This is a genomic window from Methylobacterium sp. 001424705, assembly GCF_059816145.1.
The window spans coordinates 1-22,862 of record NZ_JCBANU010000012.1; the positions used below are offsets into that span (position 1 = coordinate 1).

Genomic DNA, 22,862 nt, shown 5'->3' on the forward strand with positions numbered 1-22,862 from the left:
TCGTCTACGTCTCCAACGCCCCCTTCACCGAGGTCCAGAAGGTCCTCTCCGTCTTCTCCACCGTCACCGCACCGGTCTCGGCGGCGGCATCGGTCTACAGCGTCTCGCGCTGACACGAAAAAGGGGGCGCTCGCTGCGCCCCCTCCCTTCGTTCGCCGACGTACCCGATCCTAGAAGTAGGACTTCAGCGTGCCGCGGCGGCGGACGTCCAGCGTGGCGCAGTGGAACGAACCACCGAACGGGCCGTAGGACAAGAACGGCGCCGGGATCGGATCGAACCCCCAATCCTTGAGCGCCTTGATCAGTGTCGGCTGGCTCGCGTCGACAACGATCTTCTTTTCGTCGAGCGCCAAGACGTTGATCGACGTCCAGGGCGAGCACATCGAGATCTTGCTCATGAAGCCCTCGACGGGATCGGGCCGGGGCGCGATCAGCACGTCCCACTTCTTCAGGACGGCGGGCAGCTTCTCGACGTCGATGTAGTCCGGGTTGACCAGCACCTTGCCGGGCGCCAGCGGCATGAACGACGAGTCGATGTGCATCGGCTGCGGGCAGCGGCTCTCGATCTCATGGACCCGGAAGCCGGAGCCGAGGTGGCGGCGCAGCCACTCGATGCCCATCAGGTTGGTCACGTTGGAGCGCGTCACGAAGATGTCGCGGCCGCAGCGCACGAAATCGGCGGCGTCGAAGACCGGCTCGAACTCATTGACGGTGAACTGCATCGGTTCGCCGGCCTTCAGGTTCGGCACCCGGTAGTCGTAGTTGTAGAGTTCGTCCGTGAGCTGCGGCCGGGGCGCCGAGGTCCAGCGCGCACCGTTCCGGAAGTACTCCTTGAACAGCGAGCGGTAGGCATCACCCTCGAAGTAGCGCGAGCGCCAGCACATCGGGCTCTCGATGATCTCGTCGCCGATCACGAGGTACGGATCGCGTGGGCAGGCGACGCAGAAGCCGCGGGAGGACCAGCGCGGCGCCTTGTACTTCCGCGAGAAGTCGAGCGAGTCAGGACGGCGGATCCTCACGCCCTCGCCGGCCAGGATCGAGATGAAGTTGTCGAGCTCCTTCTGCGCGAGCGTCTTCATGAACTTCGGGTACCGGAACCCGGACGCGAAGCGATAGAACGGCTGGGCCGCTCGCGGAAGGTTGAAGATGACCGTCAGGTGGTGTGTCGGAATGGTCGCACCGTCGAGACTTCCGACGATGACCTCCTCCAGCGGGTCCCACTCGTTCCAGGCCATCACCGGAGAGCTCGGCGCGGGATCGCGGGTCGCCCCGTAGGCGCTTCCGGCGTAGCGCTCCATCTGCGCGTCGTCGTGCACGACCTCACCGGTCGTGATGTGTGATTCGCGGTCCATCGAATTCCGTTCCCCTGTCCGCCCCGACGGCTGATTCTCGGGCCTTCCGCCCTGTGCCGCTTTGGTTCTGACTGTGTCTCCGGGGTGATAGACAACGGTTCCCAAAGCTGCAACTTCCGGAGACGTTCACCGTTTCCGACGGTTTTTTCCGGTCGGAAACACGGCGGATCTAAGCTGCGATTCGCTGTGCTGCTGGCCGAAAGGGGCCCATGAAACGTCTCACGACATTGGCCCTGATCGTCGGTCTCTGCACGGTCGTCGGCCTGTTCCTGTCCTCGGGACTGGAAGACGTCGCGGCTGCTGTGGTCAGCGCCGGTTGGGGTGCCCTGATCGTGGTCGTCGCACGCGCCGTCGCGGTGGCCTGGGCCGGCCTCGGCTGGTTCGTGATCTTTCCGGCAGCGGCGCGCCCGACGCTCTGGGACTGCATGACCCTGCGCTTCGTGCGTGAGGGCATCAACACGCTCCTCCCCGTGGCCCAGGTCGGCGGCGATTTCGTCGGTGCCCGGCTCCTGACCAAGCGCGGTGTGCCCGGCGGAATCGCGGGCGCCAGCATGTTCGTCGACCTGATGACCCAGGCGGTCACCCAGTTCCTGTTCACCGTCGCGGGCGTCCTGCTCCTGGTCTGGATCGCCGGCGATGGTCCGATCGTCCGGACGGTGGCGGGCGGTCTCGCCCTCGCGGCGCCCGCTCTCGGCGCTTTCTACCTGATCCAGCGCCGGAGCGGCCATCAGGTCATCCAGGCCCTGGTCAGCCGCTTCGCCGGCTCGCGCGAATGGCGGGCCCTCGGCGCCATCGACGTACTCTACGACAGCCTGAAGCGTCTCTACGGCAACCGCGGCCGCGTCGCCGGTGGCCTCGGCATCCATCTGATCGGCTGGTTCATCGGCACGGTCGAGGTCTATGTCGCCCTGCATTTCATGGGCTATCCGGTCAGCATCGTCGAGGCGGTGGTGATCGAGAGCCTCGCCCAGGCGGTTCGCGGCGCGGCCTTCGCGGTCCCGGGCGCCCTCGGCGCCCAGGAGGGCGGCCTCATCGCGCTCTGCGCCATCTTCGGCATCCCCGCTGAGGCGGCCCTGGCGCTGTCCCTGGTCAAGCGTCTCGCCGACCTTCTGGTGGGTGTTCCCGGCCTCTTCGCCTGGCATGCGCTGGAGGGCACCCAGGCCGTCGAGCCGGTGGCGGCGGAGGCGCGGGCCGAACCCGCCCTGCGGCACGACCTTCTCGTCCCGGTGCTCGCCAATGACTTCGGCAGCCGCGCTCGCGCCGAGGCCGATCTGGGAGATCTCAAGAAGTGCGCCTGAATCGCGTCGTTCTCGCAGCCCTCCTCTTCGGCCTGCTGCACCTGAGCCCGACCGCGCGCGCGGCGGACGATGCCGCGGTGGAGTCGATCAGCAAGGTCTATACGACCTTCGAAGCGGCCCTGAAGGAGGCTCCGAAGGATGTCGGGGCGCGTGCGGCCAGCATTGGTCCCACCCTGAGCGAGACCTTCGATTTCCCGGCCATGATCCGCCTGGCCGCCGGACCGAAGTGGAAGACGTTCACGCCGGAGCAGCAGGGCGCGCTGACCGAGGCCTTCGGCCGATACTTCACCGCGACCTATGCCACACGACTCGCGCAGGCGGCCGGCGGCAAGTTCACGGTGAAACCGCAGAGCGAAGCGCGGGGTGCCAACCGCGTCGTCCAGACCGAAGTCGCCAACAAGGACGGCGACACCTCCCAGGTCGATTTCCTGGTCGGTTCCGGTAACCGGGTGCAGGACGTCTATCTCAACGGGAACGTCAGCGAAGTGGCGAGCCTGCGCGGCAGTTTCGCCGAGCCGCTGAAGACCGGCGGTGCGGACGGCCTCCTCACATTCATGCGCGATCGCACCACGGGAATGCTCGCCGTCAAACCAGCGCCTTAGAGTCGGGTGAAACACGCCGGACTTTGTTCCTCTCCCCGCCTTCGACGATTCGCGCCGCTCGCTACCGCGGCACTCTCACGAGACCCGTGACCGAGCGATGCCCTTCATGGACCTGACCTGGCTCTCGCACCTTCTGCCGCTGATCGCCCTGGTCGGCTGCTTCTACGGCCTGACGGCGGCTGCCCTGGCCACGCGGTTCGCGCGGAAGCCCGAGCCGAAGCTCGGATCCACGGTCCCGACGGTCACGATCCTCAAGCCCCTCTGCGGGATCGAGCCGAACCTCTACGAGAATCTCGAGACGTTCTGCCAACAGGCCTATCCGGCGCCGGTCCAGATCGTGTTCGGTGTCCAGAACGCCGCCGATCCGGCGATCCCGGTGGTCCGCCGGCTGCAGGCCACCTATCCGGCGGCTCGCCTGGATCTTGTGATCGACGCCCGCCAACACGGTTCGAACCGCAAGGTCTCGAATCTGATCAACATGTCGGCCCGCATCGCCCATGACGTCGTCGTCCTCGCCGACAGCGACATGGTGGTGAAGCCGGATTACCTCGCCCGCATCGTCGCTGCGCTGGGCCAGCCGGGCGTCAACGGCGTCACCTGCCTCTATCACGGTGTACCGGCGCATCGGGGCATCTGGGCCCACCTCTCTGCGCTCGCCATCGATGTCCAGTTCCTCCCCAACGTGGTGATGGGGACGTCCCTCGGCCTCGCCAACCCGTGCTTCGGCTCGACCATCGCCTTCAGCACGAAGGCGCTGGCGGCGATCGGCGGCTTCGAGGCGTTTCGGGACGATCTCGCGGACGATTATGCCATCGGCGAGGCCTTGCGCGCGCAGGGTGGCCTCGTGGCGATCCCGAGCTTCAGCATCGGGCACACCTGCGTCGATACCGACTTGGCGAGCCTGTGGAGCCACGAGCTGCGTTGGAACCGCACCATCCGAAACGTCGATCCGGCCGGATACGCCGGTTCGTTCGTCACGCACGCCTTTCCGCTGGCCCTGATCGGCGCGCTGATTCCCGGGGCTGGCACCACTGCCCTCGCGGTCGCCGCCTTTGCACTCGCCTGCCGCATCGTCCTCTGCGTCCGGTTGGAACGTGCCTTCGGCCTCGCCGCGCACCCCTACTGGCTGTTGCCGATACGTGACATCCTCTCCTTCATGAACTTCACCTGGAGCTTCGTCTCAGGTGCGGTGACATGGAAGGGCCACGATTATCGCGTGGTTGCAGACGGTACCTTGATCCCGGAGACGACGCTCGGCCGCGATGCTGGTGCATCGTCGCTCTGATCTTCGCCTCGACCCTCGTTTCATCTTTCCCCTGATCTCGCTGAGGCCTTGAACCCCATGCGCACCCTCTTCCTGCAGGCCCCCACCTTCGACGGCTTCGATGGCGGCGCCGGCTCCCGCTACCAGGCCAAGCGCGAGATCAAGTCGTTCTGGTATCCGACCTGGCTCGCTCAGCCGGCCGCTCTGGTGCCGAACTCGAAGCTGATCGACGCCCCGCCACACAACATCAAACTCGACGAAATCGTCGCGCAGGCGCACGATTTCGATCTCGTGGTGCTTCACACCTCGGTTCCGTCGTTCAAGTCGGATGTGAAGACCGTCGAGGCGCTGAAGGCCGCCAACCCGAAGCTCATCGCCGGCCTGATCGGCGCGAAGGTGGCGGTGGACGCCGCCGGCTCCATGGCGCAGGCCCCCTGCATCGATTTCTGTGCCCGCAACGAGTTCGACTTCACCGTCAAGGAAGTCGCTGATGGCACCCCGATGTCCGAGATCAAGGGCTTGTCCTATCGTGATGCCAATGGCGTCGTGGTCCATAACGAGGACCGCGAGATCATGACGGACATGGATCAGCTGCCGTTCGTGACGTCGGTCTACAAGCGCGACCTCGAGATGGAGAAGTACTTCATCGGTTACCTGAAGCACCCCTACATTTCGTTCTATTCGGGCCGTGGCTGCAAGTCGCGCTGCACCTTCTGCCTCTGGCCGCAGACGGTCGGCGGCCACACCTATCGGACCCGCTCGGTCGCGCACGTGATCGAAGAGATCAAGTACTGCCTGAAGGAATTCCCGCAGACGAAGGAGTTCTTCTTCGACGACGACACCTTCACGGACAACCTGCCCCGCGCCGAGGAGATCGCTCGCGAGCTCGGCAAGCTCGGCGTGACCTGGTCGTGCAACGCCAAGGCGAACGTGCCCCGCGAGACCCTGAAGGTCCTGAAGGATAACGGCCTGCGCCTGCTGCTGGTCGGCTACGAGTCCGGCAACCAGAAAATCCTGAACAACATCAAGAAGGGCATGCGCGTCGAGGTGGCCGAGAAGTTCACGAAGGACTGCCACGAACTCGGTATCGCCATCCACGGCACCTTCATCGTCGGCCTCCCGGGCGAGACGAAGGAGACGATCCAGGAGACGATTGCCTTCGCCAAGCGCATCAACCCGCACACGATCCAGGTCTCGCTGGCCGCGCCCTATCCCGGTACGTTCCTCTACAAGCAGGCCGTCGAGAACGGCTGGCTCGACGTCGAGAATGCTGAACTGGTGGATGAGAACGGCGTTCAGATCGCGCCGCTTCACTATCCGCACCTGTCGCATACGGAAATCTTCGCGGCCGTCGAGGAATTCTACAAGAAGTTCTATTTCCGTGCGCCGAAGATCGCCTCGATCGTCTCCGAGATGGTTCGGTCCCCCGACATGATGAAGCGTCGCCTGCGCGAGGGCGTGGAGTTCTACCGCTTCCTCAAGGAGCGTCAGACCAGCGCCGCCGCCTGAGCGCGACGCCAGTTCGATGTGAGACGGCCGGGCTGGAAAGCCCGGCCGTTTCGCGTTTCGGGGTTCAGGTCCCCAGCCGCGGACGGGGATCTCGTCCGCCAACCGGAGCCGCTGTATGAAGCGATTGGTTGTCACGGCCGATGACTTCGGCCTCAGCCTTCAGGTCAATGAGGCGGTGGAGCAGGCCCACCGCGACGGTATCCTCACTGCCGCGAGTCTGATGGTCTCGGCGCCGGCCGCCGCTGATGCAGTGGAACGGGCCAAGCGCCTGCCGTCCCTGCGGGTCGGTCTGCATCTCGTGATGGTGGAGGCTTGGCCGACTCTGCCGCCGGCCGAACTGCCGGATCTCGTCGGGCCGGACGGGCAGATTCGCAGCGATATGGGCCGGCTGGGTCTGGATCTCGCGCTGAAGGCATCGGCGCGCCGACAGCTCGCTGCAGAGATCGAGGCGCAGTTCCGCGCCTATGCGGCGACGGGCCTGTCCCTCGACCACGTCAACGCCCACAAGCACTTCCACGTGCACCCGCTGATCGCCGGGCTCGTCCTGGCGGCCGGCGCTCGGCACGGCATGCGGGCGATCCGCGTCCCGCGGGAGACCCGGGCGGTCCTGCGGGCGGCCGAGCCGGGGACGCAGGCGAAGGCGGCCCTGGACACGGCACCCTGGGCCGCGCTCCTCGCGGTCCGCGCACGCCAGGCCGGCCTCCTGATCCCCGATCGGACGCTTGGTCTCGCTTGGTCGGGAGCAATGACGCCGGCCCGTGTGGCGGGCCTTCTGACACATCTGCCGGACGGTCTCACCGAACTTTATACCCACCCGGCGACCGGGGGCGGGTTCCCGGGCGAGGCTCCGGGTTATGCCTACGCGGCCGAGCGCGACGCGCTCATCGCTCCGGAAAGTTCGGCGGCCGTCGCCGGGATCCCGCGTGGCGGGTTCTCGGACTTTCTGACGTGAGGGTTCGAACGGCCCGTCGCCGATCGCGCTTCCGGATCGGAAACGGGCGCGGATTCGATCCGCGCCCGTTTTTCGTTTTGCTTTGAAAGTAGCGGCCTACTTCGCGGGAACGGCTTCCGCCGTCTGAGCCCGTGCGGTCGGCGGCAGGGCTGCGTCGCCTTCGGGGCGCTTCGGATCGGGGTGCTTGGGCGGTGGGCCAAGGAAGGCCGGGACCACGAAGAACGCGGCTACCAGGGTGAAGAACAGCGACAGGGCAAGGAGCTTGCCCATGCTGGCCGTGCCCGGATGGCTGGAAAGCACCAGCGAGCCGAAGGCGGTGCCGGTGGTCAGGGCCGAGAAGAAGATCGCCCGCGTCAGGCTGGAGGCCAGCATGTCGGTGACGCCGGCCCGCCAGGCGATGACGTAGTAGATGTGGAAGGCCACGCCGACGGCGAGCATCAACGGCATCGCAATGATGTTGGCGAAGTTCAGCGGCATCCCGACGATGTGCAGCGCCATCAGCGTCCACAGGGTCGCCAGCACCAGGGGCCCCAGGGTCATCGCCACGTCCCACGGCTTCCGGAGCGCCACCGACAGGATGATGAAGATCAGGACCAGGGCGGTGATCGCGGCCTGCAGGAACGCGCCGAGGATGGTGTAGCTCGACGAGGTCGTCGCGACGGGAGCCCCGGTCGCGTGCGGCGCGACGCTCTGGACCTCCTTGGCGAAGTTCCGCAGGACGCGGTTGTCGTTGGCGTCACCGCTCGGGTGGACCTCGATCCGCGAGCGTCCGTCGGCGGCGACCCACTCGGCCTTGAGCTTCGGCGGCAGGTTGTCCAGCGTAACTTTCTCGGGGTTCAGGAGCCCTGAGAGGCGGGTCAGCAGCGTCTTCAGGTCGGTGGTGAGCGCGACGCTGGCGGCCTCGCGGGTGCCGACCGGTGCGGCGGCGAGCTTGTCGAGGTCGGTGGCGAGGTCGCCCGCCGCCTTCGCGCCTGGTGCATCGGAACCTGACGCGATGCCCCGCAGGGCCGTGACCGCCTCCTTGATCGCCTTGACGTTGTCCGCATCCGTGGGCGGCGGCGGCTTGCGGCCCGGATTCAGCACGGGACCGAGGAGCTGCGCCGTCTCGGCGATGGTCGCGAGCTTCTGGTCCTGATCCGGCGGCACGAAGGTGTTGATGTCGATCACCTTGGCCACCGACTTCAGCTTCGTGAGCTTGTCGGCCAGGGCCGGGACAGCCTCCACGGAGGGCGCCATCACGTCGATGATGTTCGGGCTGGTCGCCGGATCTTTAATCAGGTCGAGATAGGTCGAGATCGACTCCACCTTCGGGCTGCGCAGGTGCATCGGGTTGGAGTCGAAAGGCAGCTTGAAGAGAAGCGGAGTGCCCGCCAGCGTGATCACGCCGACGCCGATCAGGATCGGCTTGCGGTTGCGGATGATCCACGGGTCGACGCCGGCGAGCCAGGTGGTCTCGACGGCCTCGCGCTCGCCCTTCGGCTTGAACACCGCGATGAGCGCGGGCAGCAGCGTGAGGGCAAACAGATAGGCCACGATCATGCCGACACCGGCGATGAGGCCGAGCTCGGAGACGCCGCGGAACGCGGTGGGCAGGAACGCGAAGAAGCCGGCGATCAAGGAGATCGCCGCCAGGGTCAGCGACCAGCCGACTCCGTGCGCCGCGGCCCGCATGGCCGAGAGGAGGTCGGGCTGCTCGAAGCGGTCGGCACGGTAGCGGACCGCGAACTGGATGCCGAAATCGATGCCGAGGCCGACGAAGAGCGCCGCGAACGCCACCGAGATCGGGTTCAATTCGCCCACCATCAGCAGGCCGAGGCCGGCGGTGACGATGAGGCCCGCAAAGGTGGTGATCAGCACGGCGCCGATCAGTGGCGCGGAGCGCAGGGCGAGCCAGAGGAACAGGACGATCGCCCCGACCGTGACGCTATAGTTCAGGAGCGCATCTTCGGAGAGGGTGGCGAATTCGTCATCCGCCACCGCCACGGGACCGGTCAGCCGCATGCGTGGCGCACCGGCGAATTCAGGACCACCCAGGGTGTTGATCTTGAGATCGGAAGCGACCTTGCGCACCACCTCGGTGGCGTTCGCGCCGGGCTGCAGAGCGTTGTAGTCCAGCACCGGCTGGATCATCACGAACTTGCGCAGGTCAGTGCTCTGCGTCTGCCCGTTCGACAGGAGCATCTGCCAGGACATCCGCGCCGGCTCGCCGGCCAGCACCTTGCGCACGGTCGCGTCGATCTGCGTCATCGGCCGCTCGAGATCCTCGAGCTTGGCATCGCCGCTCTTGATGCCGCGTGCGCCGAGACCCAGCACCCGCATGATACCGCGCAGGGACGGATCGGCGGCCAGCGGACCCAGCAGACCCTGCTGCTGCACGAGCTGCTCGGTGGTCTTGGTCAGCTCCTCCTGCGACATCAGGAGGAAGCCGTTCTTCTCGTAGAAGGCACCGCCGTCCGGACGGTAGACCGACTCGATCATGTCCTTGTGGCTGACGAGGGCCGCCGAGAACTCGGCCGCCGCTTCCTCCGCCTCCTCGGGCGTCTTGCCGTCGATGACCGCGACGAGGGTGCCCGTGCGTTGCGGAAAGGCCTTCTCGTAGTTGATCTCGTCCTGTCGCCAGGGCACATCCTTGTCGATCAACCGCTCGACGTCGGTATTGATCTTGAAGAGGTGAGCCGCCACACCGGCACTTGCCACGGTGACGAGTGCGACGAGAGCTATGACCAACCAGCGACGCTGGACGGAAAACGCGACGAGCCGTTCGATCACGAGTATCCTACCTGCCTGAGCGATCCGATTGCCGCCCGGCCGCGCCACATGTGGGCGCCGAGGCCAGTACGGCCACGGGACGGGAATCGATCTGTCTTGTGACGCCGGTTATCACCTGTTGGTGCAAAACCCGAATCCGGCGCGCGATCGGCCGGAGAGCGACGGTCCTCGGATCATCGAACGAATCGCATCGCTCACACGAATTTGCTTCACCGTGGCGCTCACCTAGCGAGCAAATGTCTGTAATGCAACGCGAACGGATCGATCAGTCTCCGGTTCGTCCAGGCGTGCGCTTTCGCACCGCACTTCTCCACGACCCAAGCTTTGCTGGATCGAAGAAGCGGTGGCGAACAGCCAAGCTGCGGCCCAGGCATGCAGCCAAGGACTAGGAATAAGCGCTTCCGGCGGAGCTATATGCCGCCGGAGCGTTCCGGCTGACCGAAGGGTCCGGGTCACCGTCTGTGGCCGGATTGTTGCAGCACCCGGAGAACTTGCGCGAACGGCATCCATTCGGAGCCTTTCGGATTGGTTCCAGTCTAGCTCGCTGGAATTTGGCCTTTTTTCACGCTAAGCAGCCCGATACATCGGGGCCAACAACAAGGAGCCGCGTCTTGGGCATCCCTATCCGGTACGTCGCGAAGATTGGCGGCTACATCCTGAAGCAGCACCTCACCGGTCGCAAGCGCTACCCGCTCGTGATGATGATGGAGCCGCTGTTCCGCTGCAATCTTGCCTGCGCCGGCTGCGGGAAGATCGATTACCCCGACGAGATCCTGAACAAGCGGCTGCCGGTCGCCGACGCGCTGGAATCCGTGCGCGAGTGCGGTGCGCCCGTGGTGGTGATCGCCGGCGGCGAGCCTCTGCTGCACAAGGATCTGCCCCAGATCGTCGAGGGCATCATCGCGCAGAAGAAGTTCGCCATCGTCTGCACGAACGCGCTTCTGCTCGAGAAGAAGATCAAGGAGTACAAGCCCAGCCCGTACTTTACCTGGTCGATCCATCTCGATGGCGACAAGGAGATGCACGACCAGTCGGTGTGTCAGCGCGGCGTCTACGACAAGGCGGTGGCGGCGATTGCGAAGGCCAAGGAGATGGGCTTCCGCGTCACCATCAACTGCACCTTCTTCAACAACTCGTCCGCCGACAAGATCGCCGATTTCTTCGACAGCGTGACGAAGATGGGCATCGACGGCATCACCGTCTCGCCGGGCTATGCCTACGAGCGGGCGCCCGATCAGAAGCACTTCCTGAACCGCAAGGCGACGAAGGAGCTCTTCCGCGGCGTGTTCCGGCACGGCAAGGAGAAGGGTCGCGAGAAGTGGACCTTCCAGCAGTCGGGCCTGTTCCTGGACTTCCTGGCCGGCAACCAGACCTACCACTGCACGCCCTGGGGCAACCCGACCCGCACCGTGTTCGGCTGGCAGAAGCCCTGCTACCTCCTCGGCGAGGGCTACGCGGCGACCTTCAAGGAGCTGATGGAGGAGACCGACTGGGACTCCTACGGCACCGGCAACTACGAGAAGTGCGCCGACTGCATGGTCCATTCGGGCTATGAGGCCTCTTCGGTCGTCGACTCCGTGAAGAAGCCCTGGAAGCCCCTGGTGCACGCCCTCCGCGGCATCAAGACCGAGGGCGAGATGGCCCCCGAGGTCAGCCTGGAGAACCAGCGTCCGGCCGAGTTCGTGTTCTCGCGCAACGTCGCCCAGAAGCTGTCCGAGATCAAAGCCTCGGGTGTCGACACCAAGCGCGAAGCCCGCAACCGCAGCGCCGCCTGACCCAGGTTCGGCGCCGCCATCCGCGAACAGCGAAAGCCCCGCTCTGCTTCGGCAGGGCGGGGTTTTTCGTTGTCGTCCGGGTGCTGGCTGCGCGGGGAATCTCGCGGCAGGCGCCTTAAAAGGCCGAGATGCCGCGCTTCCGGGACGGGACGCCGATTCCGCCGCTGGCGATCTCCTCCGGGGTGGGGATGTCTGTCTGGGCCGCCGGCACAGGCACGGCCGCTGTCGTGACGGATGTGGGTTGCGGCAGCTTGCCCACGCGCTCGATGCGCACGCCGACATAGTCGCCGCGCCGCCAGGCGATCCGGACGAGGCAGAGGAAGTCCCGCCCGATGATCCGGAGCAGGAAGACGGGCGGGAGCGCCTGGCTCGCACCGACGCAGATTCGTGCGCCCGATTTCGAGACGTCCTTCACGCTGCACGGAATCTCGGTGCCGTCCCGAAACCGGATCGTCGCGATCCAGTTTGTCGGGCTGCGCTCCTCGCGCCGCGGGATCGGCGCCGCTGATTCGGGTTGCTCCATGCGGGTCGTCACGGGGTTCCGTCTTTGCGCACCGTGCGCGTCGGCGCATGCTAGCAGCAGAAGTCTTTACAGACGGATATCGCCCGCCGCACGCTCCGCTTGGCGATAAGTCGGCGGCGCGTCGCGGGCGGTCACGGCCGGGGAGGGCGGCGACGGTGCGCGGAGCGCAACCCGACCACGATCGGGCCTCCACGCGGCCTGAACGGCCCATTCCCGCGAAGCTTCGATCCGAATAGGGCGGGACGCCTTGCCTTGCCGGCGCGAATCCTGATAAGGCAACCGCCTTTCCGCGATGCATCGACACATCGCCGAGGCCGCCGTCAGGTGCCTCGTTCCCGAGACCCTATGGACAGGCGGCGGGCTCGTTCCCGACCGACGTGAGACCGATGAAGATTCGCAACTCCCTCAAGTCCCTCCGTGGCCGTCACCGCGACAACCAGATCGTGCGTCGCAAGGGCCGCGTCTACGTCATCAACAAGACCCAGAAGCGCTTCAAGGCCCGCCAGGGCTGAGGCCACGGGGTGCTTGGCCGCCAGACGCGGCAAGCGCGCACGTTGACGTCGCGATCCGGGGCGAGGAAGCTCCGACCATGTCGCGACCCTCTCCGCATCGATCCTGCCTGAAAGCCGCGCTCGTCGCGGCTTTCTGTGTTTTCCTCGCTGTCCCCGCCGGAGCCCGGCCGACGCCGGAGGCGCCGCCGCCGAAGAAGGCGCAGCCGCTGACCCTCGACGACCTCTACGCGCGCCTGAAGGCGGCGGGCGACGAGGCCGAGGCGAAGGGCATCGCGCGGCTGATCGAGCAGCGCCTGGGCCGATCCGGCAGCGCCACGGCCGACCTGCTCACCGAGCGGGCGCGGCAGGCGATGTCCAGTCAGGATCTCCCCCTGGCGATCGAGCTGATGGACCGGGCGACGACCCTGGAGCCCGGATGGTCGGAGGGCTGGAACCGGCGCGCGACGGTGTTCTGGATGCTGTCGGACCCCTCCGCGGCGATCGCGGACCTGCAGCGCACCCTCGTGCTGGAGCCGCGTCACTACGAGGCCTGGGCGGCCCTGGGGCGGATCTACCAGACCCTCGACGACAAGCGCCGCGCCCTGGAGGCCTTCCGCCGGGCGGCGGCGCTGTATCCCCGGATGGACCGGCTGCAACAGGCCATCGACCGGCTGTCGCCGGACGTCGACGGCCGCGACCTGTAGCCGATCATGCTCCTGCTCAAGCTGATCGCCGGCCTCCTGGCCGGCGGGGTCGTCCTCGCGCTCGTCGCCGCGGGCGTCACCCTGCTGATCGCAGCGCGGATCGACGCGCGCTATCCCCCGGCCGGACCGTTCGCGTCGGTGACCGGCGGGCGCATCGCCACGATCCAGGCCGGTCCGAACCCGTCCACCCTGGGCACGGTCGTCCTGCTGCACGGGGCCTCGGCCAACGCGGCCGACCCGATGGCGGATCTCGGCCGCCGCCTCGCCGCGGAGGGGTTCCGCGTCGTCGCCCTCGACCGGCCGGGCTTCGGCTGGAGCGACCGCCTGACCGGCGGCGCCATGGCGACGCCGAAGGCCCAGGCCGCGGCGATCGCCAAGGCCCTGACGAACCTCGGTGTCGGGCCCGCCCTCATCGTCGGCCATTCCTGGGCCGGTGCCCTGGCGACCGCGCTTGCCCTGGATCATCCCGATCGGGTCGCGGGCCTCGTCCTCCTCGCGCCGGCGGTGATGCCGCTGCCCGCGCTCGGACCGATCCCCTGGTATTACCGGCTGGCCCTGCTGCCGCCGGTGACCTGGCTCCTCAGCCGGACGGTGGCGACGCCGATCGGGCTCTACTACCTGGCGCCGGCGGGCCGGTCGGTGTTCCGGCCCCAGGAGGCGCCGGCCGGCTACCTGGAAGCGAGCCGGGCCGCCCTGGTCCTGCGTCCGGCCACGATGCTCGCCAATGTCCAGGACCTAATGGCGCTGCCGGAGGCCCTGACGCGCCAGAGCGCCGCCTACGACCGCATCACCGCGCCGACCGTCATCATCACGGGCGACCGCGACGGCATCGTCCCGGCGGACCGGCACGCGAGGCCGCTGGCGCACCTGATCCCGGGGGCCCGGCTCGTGGTCCTGCCCGGGATCGGCCACATGGTCCACGTCGTCGCCACGCAGGCCGTGGTCGACGAGGTCGTGCGCCTCGCCGAATCGCTGCCCGCTCCCTGAGGCGCGTCGGGCCCGGAGCCCGGCGCGCCCCCGGCCGGGTCAGGCCTTCGCGGCGTGCTCGCGGGTGACGAAGGCGATGCGCACGAGGTTCGTCGCGCCGGGCGTCCCGAACGGCACGCCGGCCACCACGATGATCCGGCCGCCGATCTCGGCGAAGTTTTCGCGCACGGCGAACTTCGCCGCCCGGAACGCCATGTCGTCCACGTCGCTCGCATCCTTGGTGACGATGGGGTGCGTACCCCAGCACAGGGCGAGGCGGCGCGCCGTCTCGCGCTTGGGCGTCAGCGCGATGATGGTCGCGTTGGGCCGAGAGCGGGCGAGGCGCAGGGCGGTGGAGCCGGAATGCGTCCAGGCCATGATGGCCGTGAGGTTCAGGGCGTCGACCATCTGGTGCGCCGCCGCCGCGATGGCGTCGGAGGCGGTGGCGTCGGGCTCGGAGCGCTGGGCCGTGAGGATGGTCCAGTAGAGGGCATCCCGCTCCACCTGCTCGGCGATCCGGCTCATCATCGAGATGGCCTCGATCGGGAAGGTGCCGGAGGCGCTCTCGGCCGAGAGCATCACCGCATCCGCGCCCTCGTAGACGGCGGTGGCGACGTCGGAGACCTCGGCGCGGGTCGGCACCGGGGCGGTGATCATCGATTCGAGCATCTGGGTCGCGACCACGACCGGCTTGCCCATGCGGCGCGAGGCGCGGGTGATGCGCTTCTGCACGCCGGGCACCTGCTCGAGCGGCATCTCGACGCCGAGATCGCCGCGGGCCACCATCAGGCCGTCGGAGATCTCGATGATCTCCTCCAGGCGGGTCAGGGCCTGCGGCTTCTCGATCTTGGCCATCACCAGCGCCCGGCCGGCCGCGACCTTCTTCACCTCGGCCACGTCCTCGGGACGCTGCACGAAGGAGACGGCGATCCAGTCGGCGCCTGCCGCGAGGCCGGCTTCGAGGTCGCCCCGATCCTTCTCGGTCATGGCGGCGACGGGAATCACCGTGTCGGGCAGGGAGACGCCCTTGCGATTCGAGATGCGGCCGCCGATCTCGACGCGGGTCACGGCACGGCCCTCGGACACCTCGGTCACCGTCAGCCGCAGCTTGCCGTCGTCGATGATGACGACGTGGCCGGGCTCCAGGGCCGAGAGGATCTCCGGATGGGGCAGGTAGACCCGCGAGACGTCGCCGGGCGTCGGGTCGCTGTCGAGCACGAAGGTGGCGCCGTTCTGCAGGATGGCGGCGCCCTCGGCGAAGGCGGCCACGCGCAGCTTCGGCCCCTGGAGGTCGACGAGGATCGCGATCGGATGCTTGAGCTCGCGCTCGATCGTGCGGATGACCTCGATCTTCTCGGGCAGCTTCTCGCGGGGCAGGTGGCTCATGTTGAGACGGAAGACGTCCGCGCCGGCGCGAAACAGCTTCTCGATCATCTCCGGCGTGTCGGAGGCCGGGCCCAGGGTCGCGATGATCTTCGTGCGGCGTGAACGTTTCACTGTGGTCTCCATCCCCAATACCAGCCTCGCCGGTTTCGGACGACCGGCGTTGAGCGAAGGGCCACAAGCACCGATGGGGCCGGCGCGTCAAGAACGCCGGACCGTGCCGGCGCCCGACGGACGCCGTCGCACTGCGCTGCCTGCATGCGCGCGCGGCCCCGCCGCCGGTTCCGGCGCGGGGGCTCCATGGCGGGAGACGCGGGACGCCGCGAAACCACGGGAACAGAACGAAAGCCGGTTCCCCGGCGTCCCTGGGCCCGGCCCCGGAGGCCCGAACCCGTCACGTCACGGCGTCTGTCTACGGCGTTGGCGACTCGGCTTGTGGCGGCCCCCCTCCGGTGCCCCGATCCCTTGCGGGATCGACGGCCCCGGCGGCCGGCTGATCATGGCCCAAGGCCCCGGACCCGCCTCGTAGTGGGCGGGCCGTCCGTTGTCTGGGGATGCCCCAGATGCCGGGCCGCCGAAACGGCCCTCCATCCGGAACACCTTGCGTCGCGCGGTGCCGCCCGGGGCGATGGCGAAACCGGGCCATCGACGCGGGCGCCGTCTCCTCCTCCCAAACCCGCCGACCCGGTCCGCCAGCGGGCCTCCCATCGGGGGAGGCGAGTGACGGCAAAAGAGCATACAATAGGAATATTGTCAAGAAATTCGTGCGGCCTCCTGGCCGTGATCGATGGCGGACGCTTGTCGCGATACCGTCGGTGGGCAGCCTGATGGCGGCCCGTACCGGGGTGGGATCGATCGAGTCGTGTCCTGCGACTCAACGGACCCTTCCCGGATGGGCACTGTCATGGGCCGACGCTTAGGCTCGTCTCAACCCGCTGCGCCCCGGAAAAGTCGGCTTCATGGCAATGGGGTAGAGTCAGAACCTCAGGCTGGAGTCGGTCGCTCTCCGCCGGTCTGCTTCGAAACGTGGGACAGCTGGACCGGACGTTCGACCTGCGCGGAAGTGCGCCGCCTAACGAAGCGCTTCCGCGATCCGGAGCAGCGTCGCGGTGACGATACGGGGGTCGAGGGGCGCCACGGCAGTCCGGATGCGAAATTCCGTATCGGCCACGATCCCGGAAGCCCTGTCCAAGATGCCACGACCCGACGCCGTCAGTTCGGTCTTCAGAACGCGCCCGTGCTCGGGGTGGGCCGTCCGCACGATGAAGCCGTTGCGCTCGAGCGCGACGAGGATCGCCTGCATCGTCTGCGGGGTGACGAAGGCGGTCCTCGCGAGCGTGGCGTTCGACGCGCCCGCCTTGCCCTGAAGGCAGGCGAGGACCGCGTATTGCGGCATGGTCAGCCCGATTTCACGAAGCTCGGCGTCCAGGCGGATGCGGAGCGCGTGCTGGGCCTGCTTCAAGGCGAAGCCGACGGTCTTGTACGGATCACGCATGCCGGACACGGCGGCCTCGCTTGACATATCAGCGCCCTTATACATATCAGGACCCTGACAATATCGTCGAACGTCGGCTTAGGGAAGACCCATCGTGCCCCATCTGATCGGACCGGATTTCATCGGTATCCAGGTCGTCGACATCGAGGCCGCGCGGGCCTTCTACACGAACGTCGTCGGGTTGAAGGCGGCCGCCCAAAACCCGCCCGGTGCCGTGGTCTTCGACACCAAGCCCATCCCATTCGCCGTCCGAACCCCCGTGATCGACCTGGGGGACACGGAAGACCTCGGCCGGGGCATCGCCATCTGGTTCGGCTGCGACGACGCCGACGCCCTGCACGATCACCTTGCCCAGCGGGGCACGACGATCGTCTTCCCGCCCAAGGACGGGCCGTTCGGCCGCTACTTCGCGTTCCGTGACCCGTTCGGCTACACGATCACGCCGCACACCGTCGCGCGGTCATAGCCGGATCGCGCCATCCGAACGCCCGACCGTCGCGGACGGTACGGGCGGACGGGAGTGGTTCACGCCGTCCCGCGGGCGTCATCCATCGCGTCGAGGTCGGCGATGAGGCCCCTGCCGTTCGGCTGCCAGCCCAGGCGGGACCGCGTCAGTGCGCTTGACGCCGTCATGTCGGCCCCGACGAACCCCGCCAGCCATCCGAAATGCGCGGCGGCCGCGTCGGGCGCCACGGAGACCGCCGGGACGCCCAGGCCCCGGCCGACGGCTTCCGCGATGGCCCGGAGCGGGACGCCCTCCTCGGAGACGGCATGGTACCGGGCCCCCGCCTCGGCACGCTCCAGGGCCATCACGTAGAGGCGGGCGACGTCGCGCCTCGGCCCCGCCGCCCAGCGGTTCGCGCCATCCCCGACATAGGCGGAGACGCCCTTGGCCCGGGCATGGGCGACGAGGTAGGTCACGAGTCCCTGTTTGACGGTGTCGTGCACCTGCGGGAGCCGCATCACCGACACGTTGACGCCCGCGTCCAGCAACGCCGCACCCGCCCGCTCGGAGGCGACCCGGGGGTTCGGGTGGTCCAGGTCGAAGACGTCCTCGGTGGCCGGACGGCCGGGCGCCGGGCAGCCCATCGCCACGCCGGACGTGATGAGCAGGGGCCGGTCCGAGCCCTGGAGCGCAGAACCGAGGGCCTCGATGGCCCGCCGGTCCTTCTCGCAGTTGGCGACGAAGTCCGAGAAGTCGTCATGATCGAACGCGGCATGGATCACACCGTCGGCCCGGGCGGCTCCCTCGCGCAGGCTGTCCGAGTCCGTGAGGTCGCCCCGATGCGGCCCGACCCCCGCCGTCCGCAGCGCCGCCGCACCTGCCTCGGACCGCGTCAGCCCGATGACCTGATGCCCGGCGGCGACGAGTTCCGGGATGAGCGCCGAGCCGATGAAGCCGGTGGCGCCAGTGAGAAATACGCGCATGTGTGTTCGTCCGCGTCATGAGGGAGACCCTCTTTCCCGCAGCGCCCGACACCATAAAATACGTGACCGTATCAGGGTATAATTGCTCACAGGATCGCCATGCCGGCTGGCTCGGAGAACCCCCTCGGCGCCTATCTGCGGGACCGTCGGTCAAAGCTGGACCCGTCCTCCTTCGGGTTCGCGGGCCGCAGGCGGACGCCGGGCCTGCGCCGGGAAGAGGTCGCCCAGCGCTCGAACATCAGTGCGACGTGGTACACGTGGCTTGAGCAGGGCCGCGGCGGCGCGCCCTCCGCGGACGTGCTGAACCGCATCGCCGCGGGGCTGATGTTGACCGATGCCGAGCGCGAGCACCTGTTCATGCTCGGCCTCGGACGCCCGCCGGAGGTCCGCTACGCGGCCGCCAAAGGGATCACGCCCCGGCTGCAGCGGCTGCTCGACACGCTGGAGACCAGCCCGGCACTGATCAAGACCGCCACCTGGGACGTCGTCGCGTGGAACCAGGCGGCTGCCGCCGTGCTGACCGATTGGGACACGGTCCCGCCGGGCGAGCGCAACATCCTGCGCCGCATGTTCGGCTCCAGCCATGTGCGCGCGATCCAGCACGACTGGGACAGCGTGGCCCGGTACGTGGTCGGAGCGTTCCGTGCGGACGCCGCCCGCGCCGGCGCGGCGTCCGAGGTCGGCGCGCTGGTCGAGGAACTGTGCCGGACGAGCGAGGACTTCGCGTCGCTGTGGCGCGAGAACGATGTGCACCATCACGGTGAGGGGACGAAGCGGCTGAAGCACCCGATCCTCGGTGCCATCGAGCTGGAATATTCGTCCTTCGCCGTCGACGGTCGCCCCGATCTCGGCCTGATCGTCTACAACCCCACCACGCCATCCGTCAGGGAGCAGATCCGCAGGCTGGTCGATGCCCGGTCCGGTGAGAGCATCTCCGCAGACCCGTCACGGTAGCTGCGCAGTCGACATCGACTGTTGGGTCAGAGGCGGAACGTCCGCTTCGAGGAGAAAGGCCAGGGTCTGCTGACGACCCCGAACCGAAGCAGCCGGACGTCCGGCGAATCACCGCTTTCGGGAAGCACCGACGCGGGCCCGTACGACTGGGGTGGGTCGAAGACGGACCGTCCGCTCATGGCCCCCGAAGTCGCCGCTCGCTGTCGATCCCAGCCGAACCAGCAGCAGGAGGCTTGGAAAAAAAGGCCATACCCCCCGAGACGAACCGGATCTCCAGCGTGAGACCGGAACCCGCCACAGCCGAACCCCCGCCACGCCTCAGGGCGTCGGCGCCACCGGCTGGTTCGGGTCGGTGAGTTGGATCGTCCAGCTCTTCTGCTCGCCGGTATCGACCTCGTAGAAGCCGTTGCGGTCGAGGCCGCGGGCGAGGCAGTCCTCGACGCCGCGGATCGTGAACTCGCGGTCCTTGGTGCACATCAGCGAGCGGCCGTTCCACTCGCCGCCGCGCGTGTAGTCCACCGCATAGACGTAGTAGAACCGCGCCGCGAGGGAGCCCTTCAGGAGCGTCTCGCAGACCTTCGGCGCCACGTCCCACCAGCCCTCCGTCACCCAGCCCTGCGGATCGCGGTAGCCCAGCGCGATGCCGACCTTGCTGGCGGTCTGGTTGCACATGCGCAGGTCGGCCCGGGCGGGCACCGGGAGCAGCGTGACGGCCAGGAGGGACGCGCCCGCGAAGGCCCGCTGCGCGCTGCCGACGCGCCGGGGGCGGTCCATCGGAGCGCGGGCATCGAGCCGAACAGGGCTCCCGCTCCGGTCAGGCGAGCCGTTCGGCGCGGTGGGATCCATTTCCGACGAGCGCCGGTCCAGGCACGGGTTCGTCCCTCTCCCCTCGGCGGGGGAGGGTGCCTGCGGGGCAGGCGGGAGAGAGGGCGCCCCCTCCGAGTCAGGCGCTCTCCTCACCCGATCCCCTTCGCGGGCCACCCTCTCCCGCGAAGGGGAGAGGGGAACGCGCGCGGGTCGGGACTGGAAACGCGTGCGTCCCATCAAGCGCGCGAACGCCCTAGCCGACGAGGATGATGCGGCAATCGTTGACATTGGTGCGTGTCGGACCCGGCTGAACGAGGTCGCCGATGGTGGCGAAGAACTTCGTCGAATCGTTGTCGGCCAGCATCGCGGCGGGATCGAGCCCGGCGGCGCGGGCGCGCGCCAGCGTGGTCGGGTCGACCAGGCCGCCGGCCGGGTCGGTGGCCTCGCCACGGCCGCCGTCGGTGCCGTCGGTGTCGGCGGCGATGCCGAGGATGCCGGGCGCGCCCTCCAGCGCGAGCGCCAGCGCCAGGGCGTATTCCTGGTTCGGGCCGCCATGGCCCTCGCCGCGGATCGTCACCGTGAGCTCGCCGCCCGAGATGAGCGCGACCTTGCGGCCGGCGCCCGCGAGGTCGAGGGCCATGCGGGCATGCTCGGCGGCGACCTCGCGGGCCTCGCCCTCGAGGTCGGGCCCGAGCATCACGGGCTCGTAGCCGGCCGCGGCGGCGGCGGCGGCCGCCGCCTCCAGGGCGTCGATGGGCCGGGCGATGATGCGGTACTCGGCCCGGGCGAAGGCGGGGTCGCCGGCCTTCGGGGTCTCGTTGGCGGGATCGTTCAGCAGCGCCTTGGCGGTCTCCGGCAGGGGGATGCCGCGGCGCTCGCAGATCGCGCGGGCATCGGCCAGGGTCGTCGGATCCGGCACGGTGGGGCCGGAGGCGATCACCGCCGGGTCGTCGTGGGGCACGTCGGAGACCGCCAGCGTCAGGATCGAGCGGGCGTTGCGCGCCATCATGGCGAGGCGGCCGCCCTTGATCCGCGAGAGGTGCTTGCGCACGCAGTTGATCTCGTTGATCGGCGCACCGGAGCGCAGCAGGGCCTTGGTGATGGCCTGCTTCTCCGTGAGGGTCAGCTCCCCGGCCGGGGCGATCCAGTTGGCCGAGCCGCCGCCGGAGAGCAGCACCAGCACGTCGTCGTCCGGCCCCGCATCGGCGGCGATCTTCAGGGTGTCGATGGTGGCGTCGATGCCGGCCTGGTCCGGCACCGGATGCCCGGCCTCGACCATGCGGATCATCGGCGCCTCCTCGCCGTAGCCGTGGCGGGCGACCGCCAGGCCGACGATGCGGCTCGGATCGACGCCGTGCTCCTCCCGGTAGAACCGGCTCGCCACCGCCGCCATGCTGCCGCCGGCCTTGCCGGCCCCCAGGATGATGAGGCGACCCTGTCCGGGCGCCGGCAGGTGCGGCACGAGGCAGCGCGCCGGGTGGGCGGCGGCGATGGCCTCGTCGAGGCAGTGGAGGAGGAGGGCGCGGCGGGCGTCGGTCGAGGCGGTCTCGGTCGAGGGGGAGTCGGTCATGGCGTTTCCGTATTCCGGTGGTCGATCGCGAAGGCGGCCCGGTGGTTCTCCTCCGGAGTGTTGTGCCCCCGGCATGGTGCCGGATTGTTGCCGTCGCGGCGCGATCCGCGATACGTGCTGTGCCCGACGCTCGCCGCCTCGGCAAGCCGCGCGTGCGCGGGCATCCCCCGCGATGCGGCCGGAGCCTTGCGTCCCGCCTGGTACAACGATGCCGCCCGCGCTCAACCGGACCGTGCCTCCCCATGCAGACACCGCATCCCGTCGAGACCCTCCCGGGCGATCCCGCCCGGGGCCTGCTCCTGATCTGCGACCACGCCTCCAACCACGTCCCCGAGGATTTGGACCAGCTCGGGGTGCCGGAGCACGAATTCGCCCGCCACATCGCCTACGACATCGGCGCCGCCGCGGTGACGCGCGCCTTGGCTGCGGCCCTCGGGGTGCCGGCGATCCTGACCCGGTTCTCGCGCCTGATCATCGATCCGAACCGGGGCCGGGCCGACCCGACCCTGGTGATGCGCCTCTCCGACGGGGCGGTGGTGCCGGGCAATGCCCGCATCGACGAGGCCGGCAAGGCCGAGCGCATCCGGCGCTTCTACGAACCCTTCGACGCGGCGATCGACGCCGGGGTCGCCGAGGCCGAGGCCACCGGCACGCGCCCGGCCATCGTCACCATCCACAGCTTCACGCCCTACTGGCGCGGGGTGCCGCGGCCCTGGGAGGTCGGCATCCTGTGGGACCGGGACGACCGCATGAGCGCACCCTTGATCGCGGGCCTGCGGGCCGATCCGGCCGGGCTGACGGTGGGCGACAACGAGCCCTATGGCGGGGGCCTGCCCGGCGACACCATCGACCGCCACGCCATGGCGCGCGGCCTGCCGAACGCGCTGGTGGAGATCCGCCAGGACCTCATCGCCGCGGAGGCGGGACAGGCCGCGTGGGCGGAGCGATTCGCGCGCCTCCTCCGGCCGATGCTGCCGATCCGCGCTTGACGGGAGGCTTGCGCGCGCCGACCTCAGGTGG

20 protein-coding genes are annotated in these 22,862 nt (G+C 68.6%); 12 read left to right on the forward strand and 8 right to left on the reverse strand.

The genetic code is table 11. From position 1 onward, the window contains the following. Positions 1-170: 170 nt before the first annotated feature. On the reverse strand, positions 171-1,298 hold the full coding sequence (locus AC6EUL_RS10855; protein ID WP_499870153.1) for an amidinotransferase: 1,128 nt from the start codon (positions 1,296-1,298) through the stop codon (positions 171-173). A 263-nt stretch (positions 1,299-1,561) separates the two neighbouring features. Here AC6EUL_RS10855 and AC6EUL_RS10860 point away from each other — a divergent pair, with 263 nt between their 5' ends. The 5 genes from AC6EUL_RS10860 (at position 1,562) to hpnK (ending at position 6,977) form a co-directional block, all read left to right on the forward strand. Beyond that, complete coding sequence (locus tag AC6EUL_RS10860; RefSeq protein ID WP_056380797.1) at positions 1,562-2,650, forward strand: flippase-like domain-containing protein; 1,089 nt, start codon at positions 1,562-1,564, stop codon at positions 2,648-2,650. Continuing rightward, positions 2,641-3,252, forward strand: coding sequence for an MlaC/ttg2D family ABC transporter substrate-binding protein (locus AC6EUL_RS10865; RefSeq protein ID WP_056274857.1), 612 nt, complete (start codon positions 2,641-2,643; stop codon positions 3,250-3,252). Before AC6EUL_RS10860 ends, AC6EUL_RS10865 begins: the two co-directional genes overlap by 10 nt. A 106-nt stretch (positions 3,253-3,358) precedes the next feature. After that, positions 3,359-4,537, forward strand: coding sequence for a bacteriohopanetetrol glucosamine biosynthesis glycosyltransferase HpnI (gene hpnI, locus AC6EUL_RS10870; protein ID WP_499870059.1), 1,179 nt, complete (start codon positions 3,359-3,361; stop codon positions 4,535-4,537). 57 nt (positions 4,538-4,594) lie between these two features. Next, complete coding sequence (gene hpnJ / locus AC6EUL_RS10875) at positions 4,595-6,025, forward strand: hopanoid biosynthesis associated radical SAM protein HpnJ (RefSeq protein ID WP_055951775.1); 1,431 nt, start codon at positions 4,595-4,597, stop codon at positions 6,023-6,025. Between the two features lie 115 nt (positions 6,026-6,140). After that, on the forward strand, positions 6,141-6,977 hold the full coding sequence (gene hpnK, locus AC6EUL_RS10880; protein WP_056222915.1) for a hopanoid biosynthesis-associated protein HpnK: 837 nt from the start codon (positions 6,141-6,143) through the stop codon (positions 6,975-6,977). A 96-nt stretch (positions 6,978-7,073) separates the two neighbouring features. On the opposite strand, the gene AC6EUL_RS10885 is transcribed toward hpnK, so the two are convergent. Then, complete coding sequence (locus AC6EUL_RS10885) at positions 7,074-9,746, reverse strand: MMPL family transporter (RefSeq protein WP_499870060.1); 2,673 nt, start codon at positions 9,744-9,746, stop codon at positions 7,074-7,076. A 611-nt stretch (positions 9,747-10,357) separates the two neighbouring features. Here AC6EUL_RS10885 and hpnH point away from each other — a divergent pair. Continuing rightward, complete coding sequence (gene hpnH / locus AC6EUL_RS10890; RefSeq protein ID WP_055951783.1) at positions 10,358-11,521, forward strand: adenosyl-hopene transferase HpnH; 1,164 nt, start codon at positions 10,358-10,360, stop codon at positions 11,519-11,521. Positions 11,522-11,636: 115 nt separating this feature from the next. Here hpnH and AC6EUL_RS10895 read toward each other — a convergent pair whose 3' ends face one another. Beyond that, the gene (locus AC6EUL_RS10895; RefSeq protein ID WP_244479615.1) at positions 11,637-12,056 is read right to left on the reverse strand and encodes a PilZ domain-containing protein; all 420 of its coding nucleotides are present in this window, start codon (positions 12,054-12,056) and stop codon (positions 11,637-11,639) included. Between the two features lie 374 nt (positions 12,057-12,430). Here AC6EUL_RS10895 and ykgO point away from each other — a divergent pair, with 374 nt between their 5' ends. The 3 genes from ykgO to AC6EUL_RS10910 all read left to right on the forward strand — a co-directional run bounded on the left by ykgO (position 12,431) and on the right by AC6EUL_RS10910 (position 14,226). Then, on the forward strand, positions 12,431-12,556 hold the full coding sequence (gene ykgO / locus AC6EUL_RS10900; protein WP_056222898.1) for a type B 50S ribosomal protein L36: 126 nt from the start codon (positions 12,431-12,433) through the stop codon (positions 12,554-12,556). A gap of 77 nt (positions 12,557-12,633) precedes the next feature. Further along, positions 12,634-13,239 carry a tetratricopeptide repeat protein gene (locus AC6EUL_RS10905; protein WP_056222895.1) on the forward strand — a complete coding sequence of 202 codons (606 nt, stop codon included), beginning with the start codon at positions 12,634-12,636 and terminating at the stop codon, positions 13,237-13,239. Between the two features lie 6 nt (positions 13,240-13,245). Next, positions 13,246-14,226: an alpha/beta fold hydrolase gene (locus AC6EUL_RS10910; protein ID WP_499870061.1), complete on the forward strand. Its 981-nt coding sequence runs from the start codon at positions 13,246-13,248 to the stop codon at positions 14,224-14,226. Between the two features lie 39 nt (positions 14,227-14,265). On the opposite strand, the gene pyk is transcribed toward AC6EUL_RS10910, so the two are convergent. Then, on the reverse strand, positions 14,266-15,702 hold the full coding sequence (gene pyk / locus AC6EUL_RS10915; RefSeq protein WP_056223036.1) for a pyruvate kinase: 1,437 nt from the start codon (positions 15,700-15,702) through the stop codon (positions 14,266-14,268). Between the two features lie 958 nt (positions 15,703-16,660). Next, positions 16,661-17,083 carry a MarR family winged helix-turn-helix transcriptional regulator gene (locus AC6EUL_RS10920; RefSeq protein WP_499870155.1) on the reverse strand — a complete coding sequence of 141 codons (423 nt, stop codon included), beginning with the start codon at positions 17,081-17,083 and terminating at the stop codon, positions 16,661-16,663. A gap of 94 nt (positions 17,084-17,177) precedes the next feature. Here AC6EUL_RS10920 and AC6EUL_RS10925 point away from each other — a divergent pair, with 94 nt between their 5' ends. Then, positions 17,178-17,549, forward strand: coding sequence for a VOC family protein (locus AC6EUL_RS10925; protein ID WP_499870062.1), 372 nt, complete (start codon positions 17,178-17,180; stop codon positions 17,547-17,549). A 59-nt stretch (positions 17,550-17,608) separates the two neighbouring features. On the opposite strand, the gene AC6EUL_RS10930 is transcribed toward AC6EUL_RS10925, so the two are convergent. Further along, a complete protein-coding gene (locus AC6EUL_RS10930; protein WP_499870063.1) occupies positions 17,609-18,511 on the reverse strand; it encodes an SDR family oxidoreductase in 903 nt (300 codons plus the stop codon). Positions 18,512-18,610: 99 nt separating this feature from the next. Between AC6EUL_RS10930 and AC6EUL_RS10935 the strand changes: the two genes are divergently transcribed. After that, on the forward strand, positions 18,611-19,465 hold the full coding sequence (locus tag AC6EUL_RS10935) for a helix-turn-helix transcriptional regulator (protein ID WP_499870064.1): 855 nt from the start codon (positions 18,611-18,613) through the stop codon (positions 19,463-19,465). A 318-nt stretch (positions 19,466-19,783) separates the two neighbouring features. On the opposite strand, the gene AC6EUL_RS10940 is transcribed toward AC6EUL_RS10935, so the two are convergent. Both AC6EUL_RS10940 and AC6EUL_RS10945 read right to left on the reverse strand, forming a co-directional pair. Next, on the reverse strand, positions 19,784-20,239 hold the full coding sequence (locus AC6EUL_RS10940; RefSeq protein ID WP_056222876.1) for a DUF1036 domain-containing protein: 456 nt from the start codon (positions 20,237-20,239) through the stop codon (positions 19,784-19,786). Between the two features lie 286 nt (positions 20,240-20,525). Continuing rightward, complete coding sequence (locus tag AC6EUL_RS10945; RefSeq protein WP_056380783.1) at positions 20,526-21,842, reverse strand: glycerate kinase type-2 family protein; 1,317 nt, start codon at positions 21,840-21,842, stop codon at positions 20,526-20,528. A gap of 242 nt (positions 21,843-22,084) precedes the next feature. Between AC6EUL_RS10945 and AC6EUL_RS10950 the strand changes: the two genes are divergently transcribed. Beyond that, complete coding sequence (locus tag AC6EUL_RS10950) at positions 22,085-22,831, forward strand: N-formylglutamate amidohydrolase (protein ID WP_056380780.1); 747 nt, start codon at positions 22,085-22,087, stop codon at positions 22,829-22,831. Positions 22,832-22,862 lie beyond the last annotated feature (31 nt).

Excerpts from the sequence above, each read along its gene's own strand:
- AC6EUL_RS10860 (WP_056380797.1), top strand. The coding sequence starts at position 1,562 with ATGAAACGTCTCACGACATTGGCCCTGATCGTCGGTCTCTGCACGGTC.
- AC6EUL_RS10935 (WP_499870064.1), top strand. The coding sequence starts at position 18,611 with ATGCCGGCTGGCTCGGAGAACCCCCTCGGCGCCTATCTGCGGGACCGT.
- hpnI (WP_499870059.1), top strand. The coding sequence starts at position 3,359 with ATGGACCTGACCTGGCTCTCGCACCTTCTGCCGCTGATCGCCCTGGTC.
- AC6EUL_RS10910 (WP_499870061.1), top strand. The coding sequence starts at position 13,246 with ATGCTCCTGCTCAAGCTGATCGCCGGCCTCCTGGCCGGCGGGGTCGTC.
- AC6EUL_RS10930 (WP_499870063.1), bottom strand. The coding sequence starts at position 18,511 with ATGCGCGTATTTCTCACTGGCGCCACCGGCTTCATCGGCTCGGCGCTC.
- hpnK (WP_056222915.1), top strand. The coding sequence starts at position 6,141 with ATGAAGCGATTGGTTGTCACGGCCGATGACTTCGGCCTCAGCCTTCAG.
- ykgO (WP_056222898.1), top strand. The coding sequence starts at position 12,431 with ATGAAGATTCGCAACTCCCTCAAGTCCCTCCGTGGCCGTCACCGCGAC.
- AC6EUL_RS10945 (WP_056380783.1), bottom strand. The coding sequence starts at position 21,842 with ATGACCGACTCCCCCTCGACCGAGACCGCCTCGACCGACGCCCGCCGC.
- AC6EUL_RS10905 (WP_056222895.1), top strand. The coding sequence starts at position 12,634 with ATGTCGCGACCCTCTCCGCATCGATCCTGCCTGAAAGCCGCGCTCGTC.
- AC6EUL_RS10940 (WP_056222876.1), bottom strand. The coding sequence starts at position 20,239 with ATGGACCGCCCCCGGCGCGTCGGCAGCGCGCAGCGGGCCTTCGCGGGC.
- AC6EUL_RS10920 (WP_499870155.1), bottom strand. The coding sequence starts at position 17,083 with ATGCGTGATCCGTACAAGACCGTCGGCTTCGCCTTGAAGCAGGCCCAG.
- AC6EUL_RS10950 (WP_056380780.1), top strand. The coding sequence starts at position 22,085 with ATGCAGACACCGCATCCCGTCGAGACCCTCCCGGGCGATCCCGCCCGG.
- hpnJ (WP_055951775.1), top strand. The coding sequence starts at position 4,595 with ATGCGCACCCTCTTCCTGCAGGCCCCCACCTTCGACGGCTTCGATGGC.
- AC6EUL_RS10855 (WP_499870153.1), bottom strand. The coding sequence starts at position 1,298 with ATGGAGCGCTACGCCGGAAGCGCCTACGGGGCGACCCGCGATCCCGCG.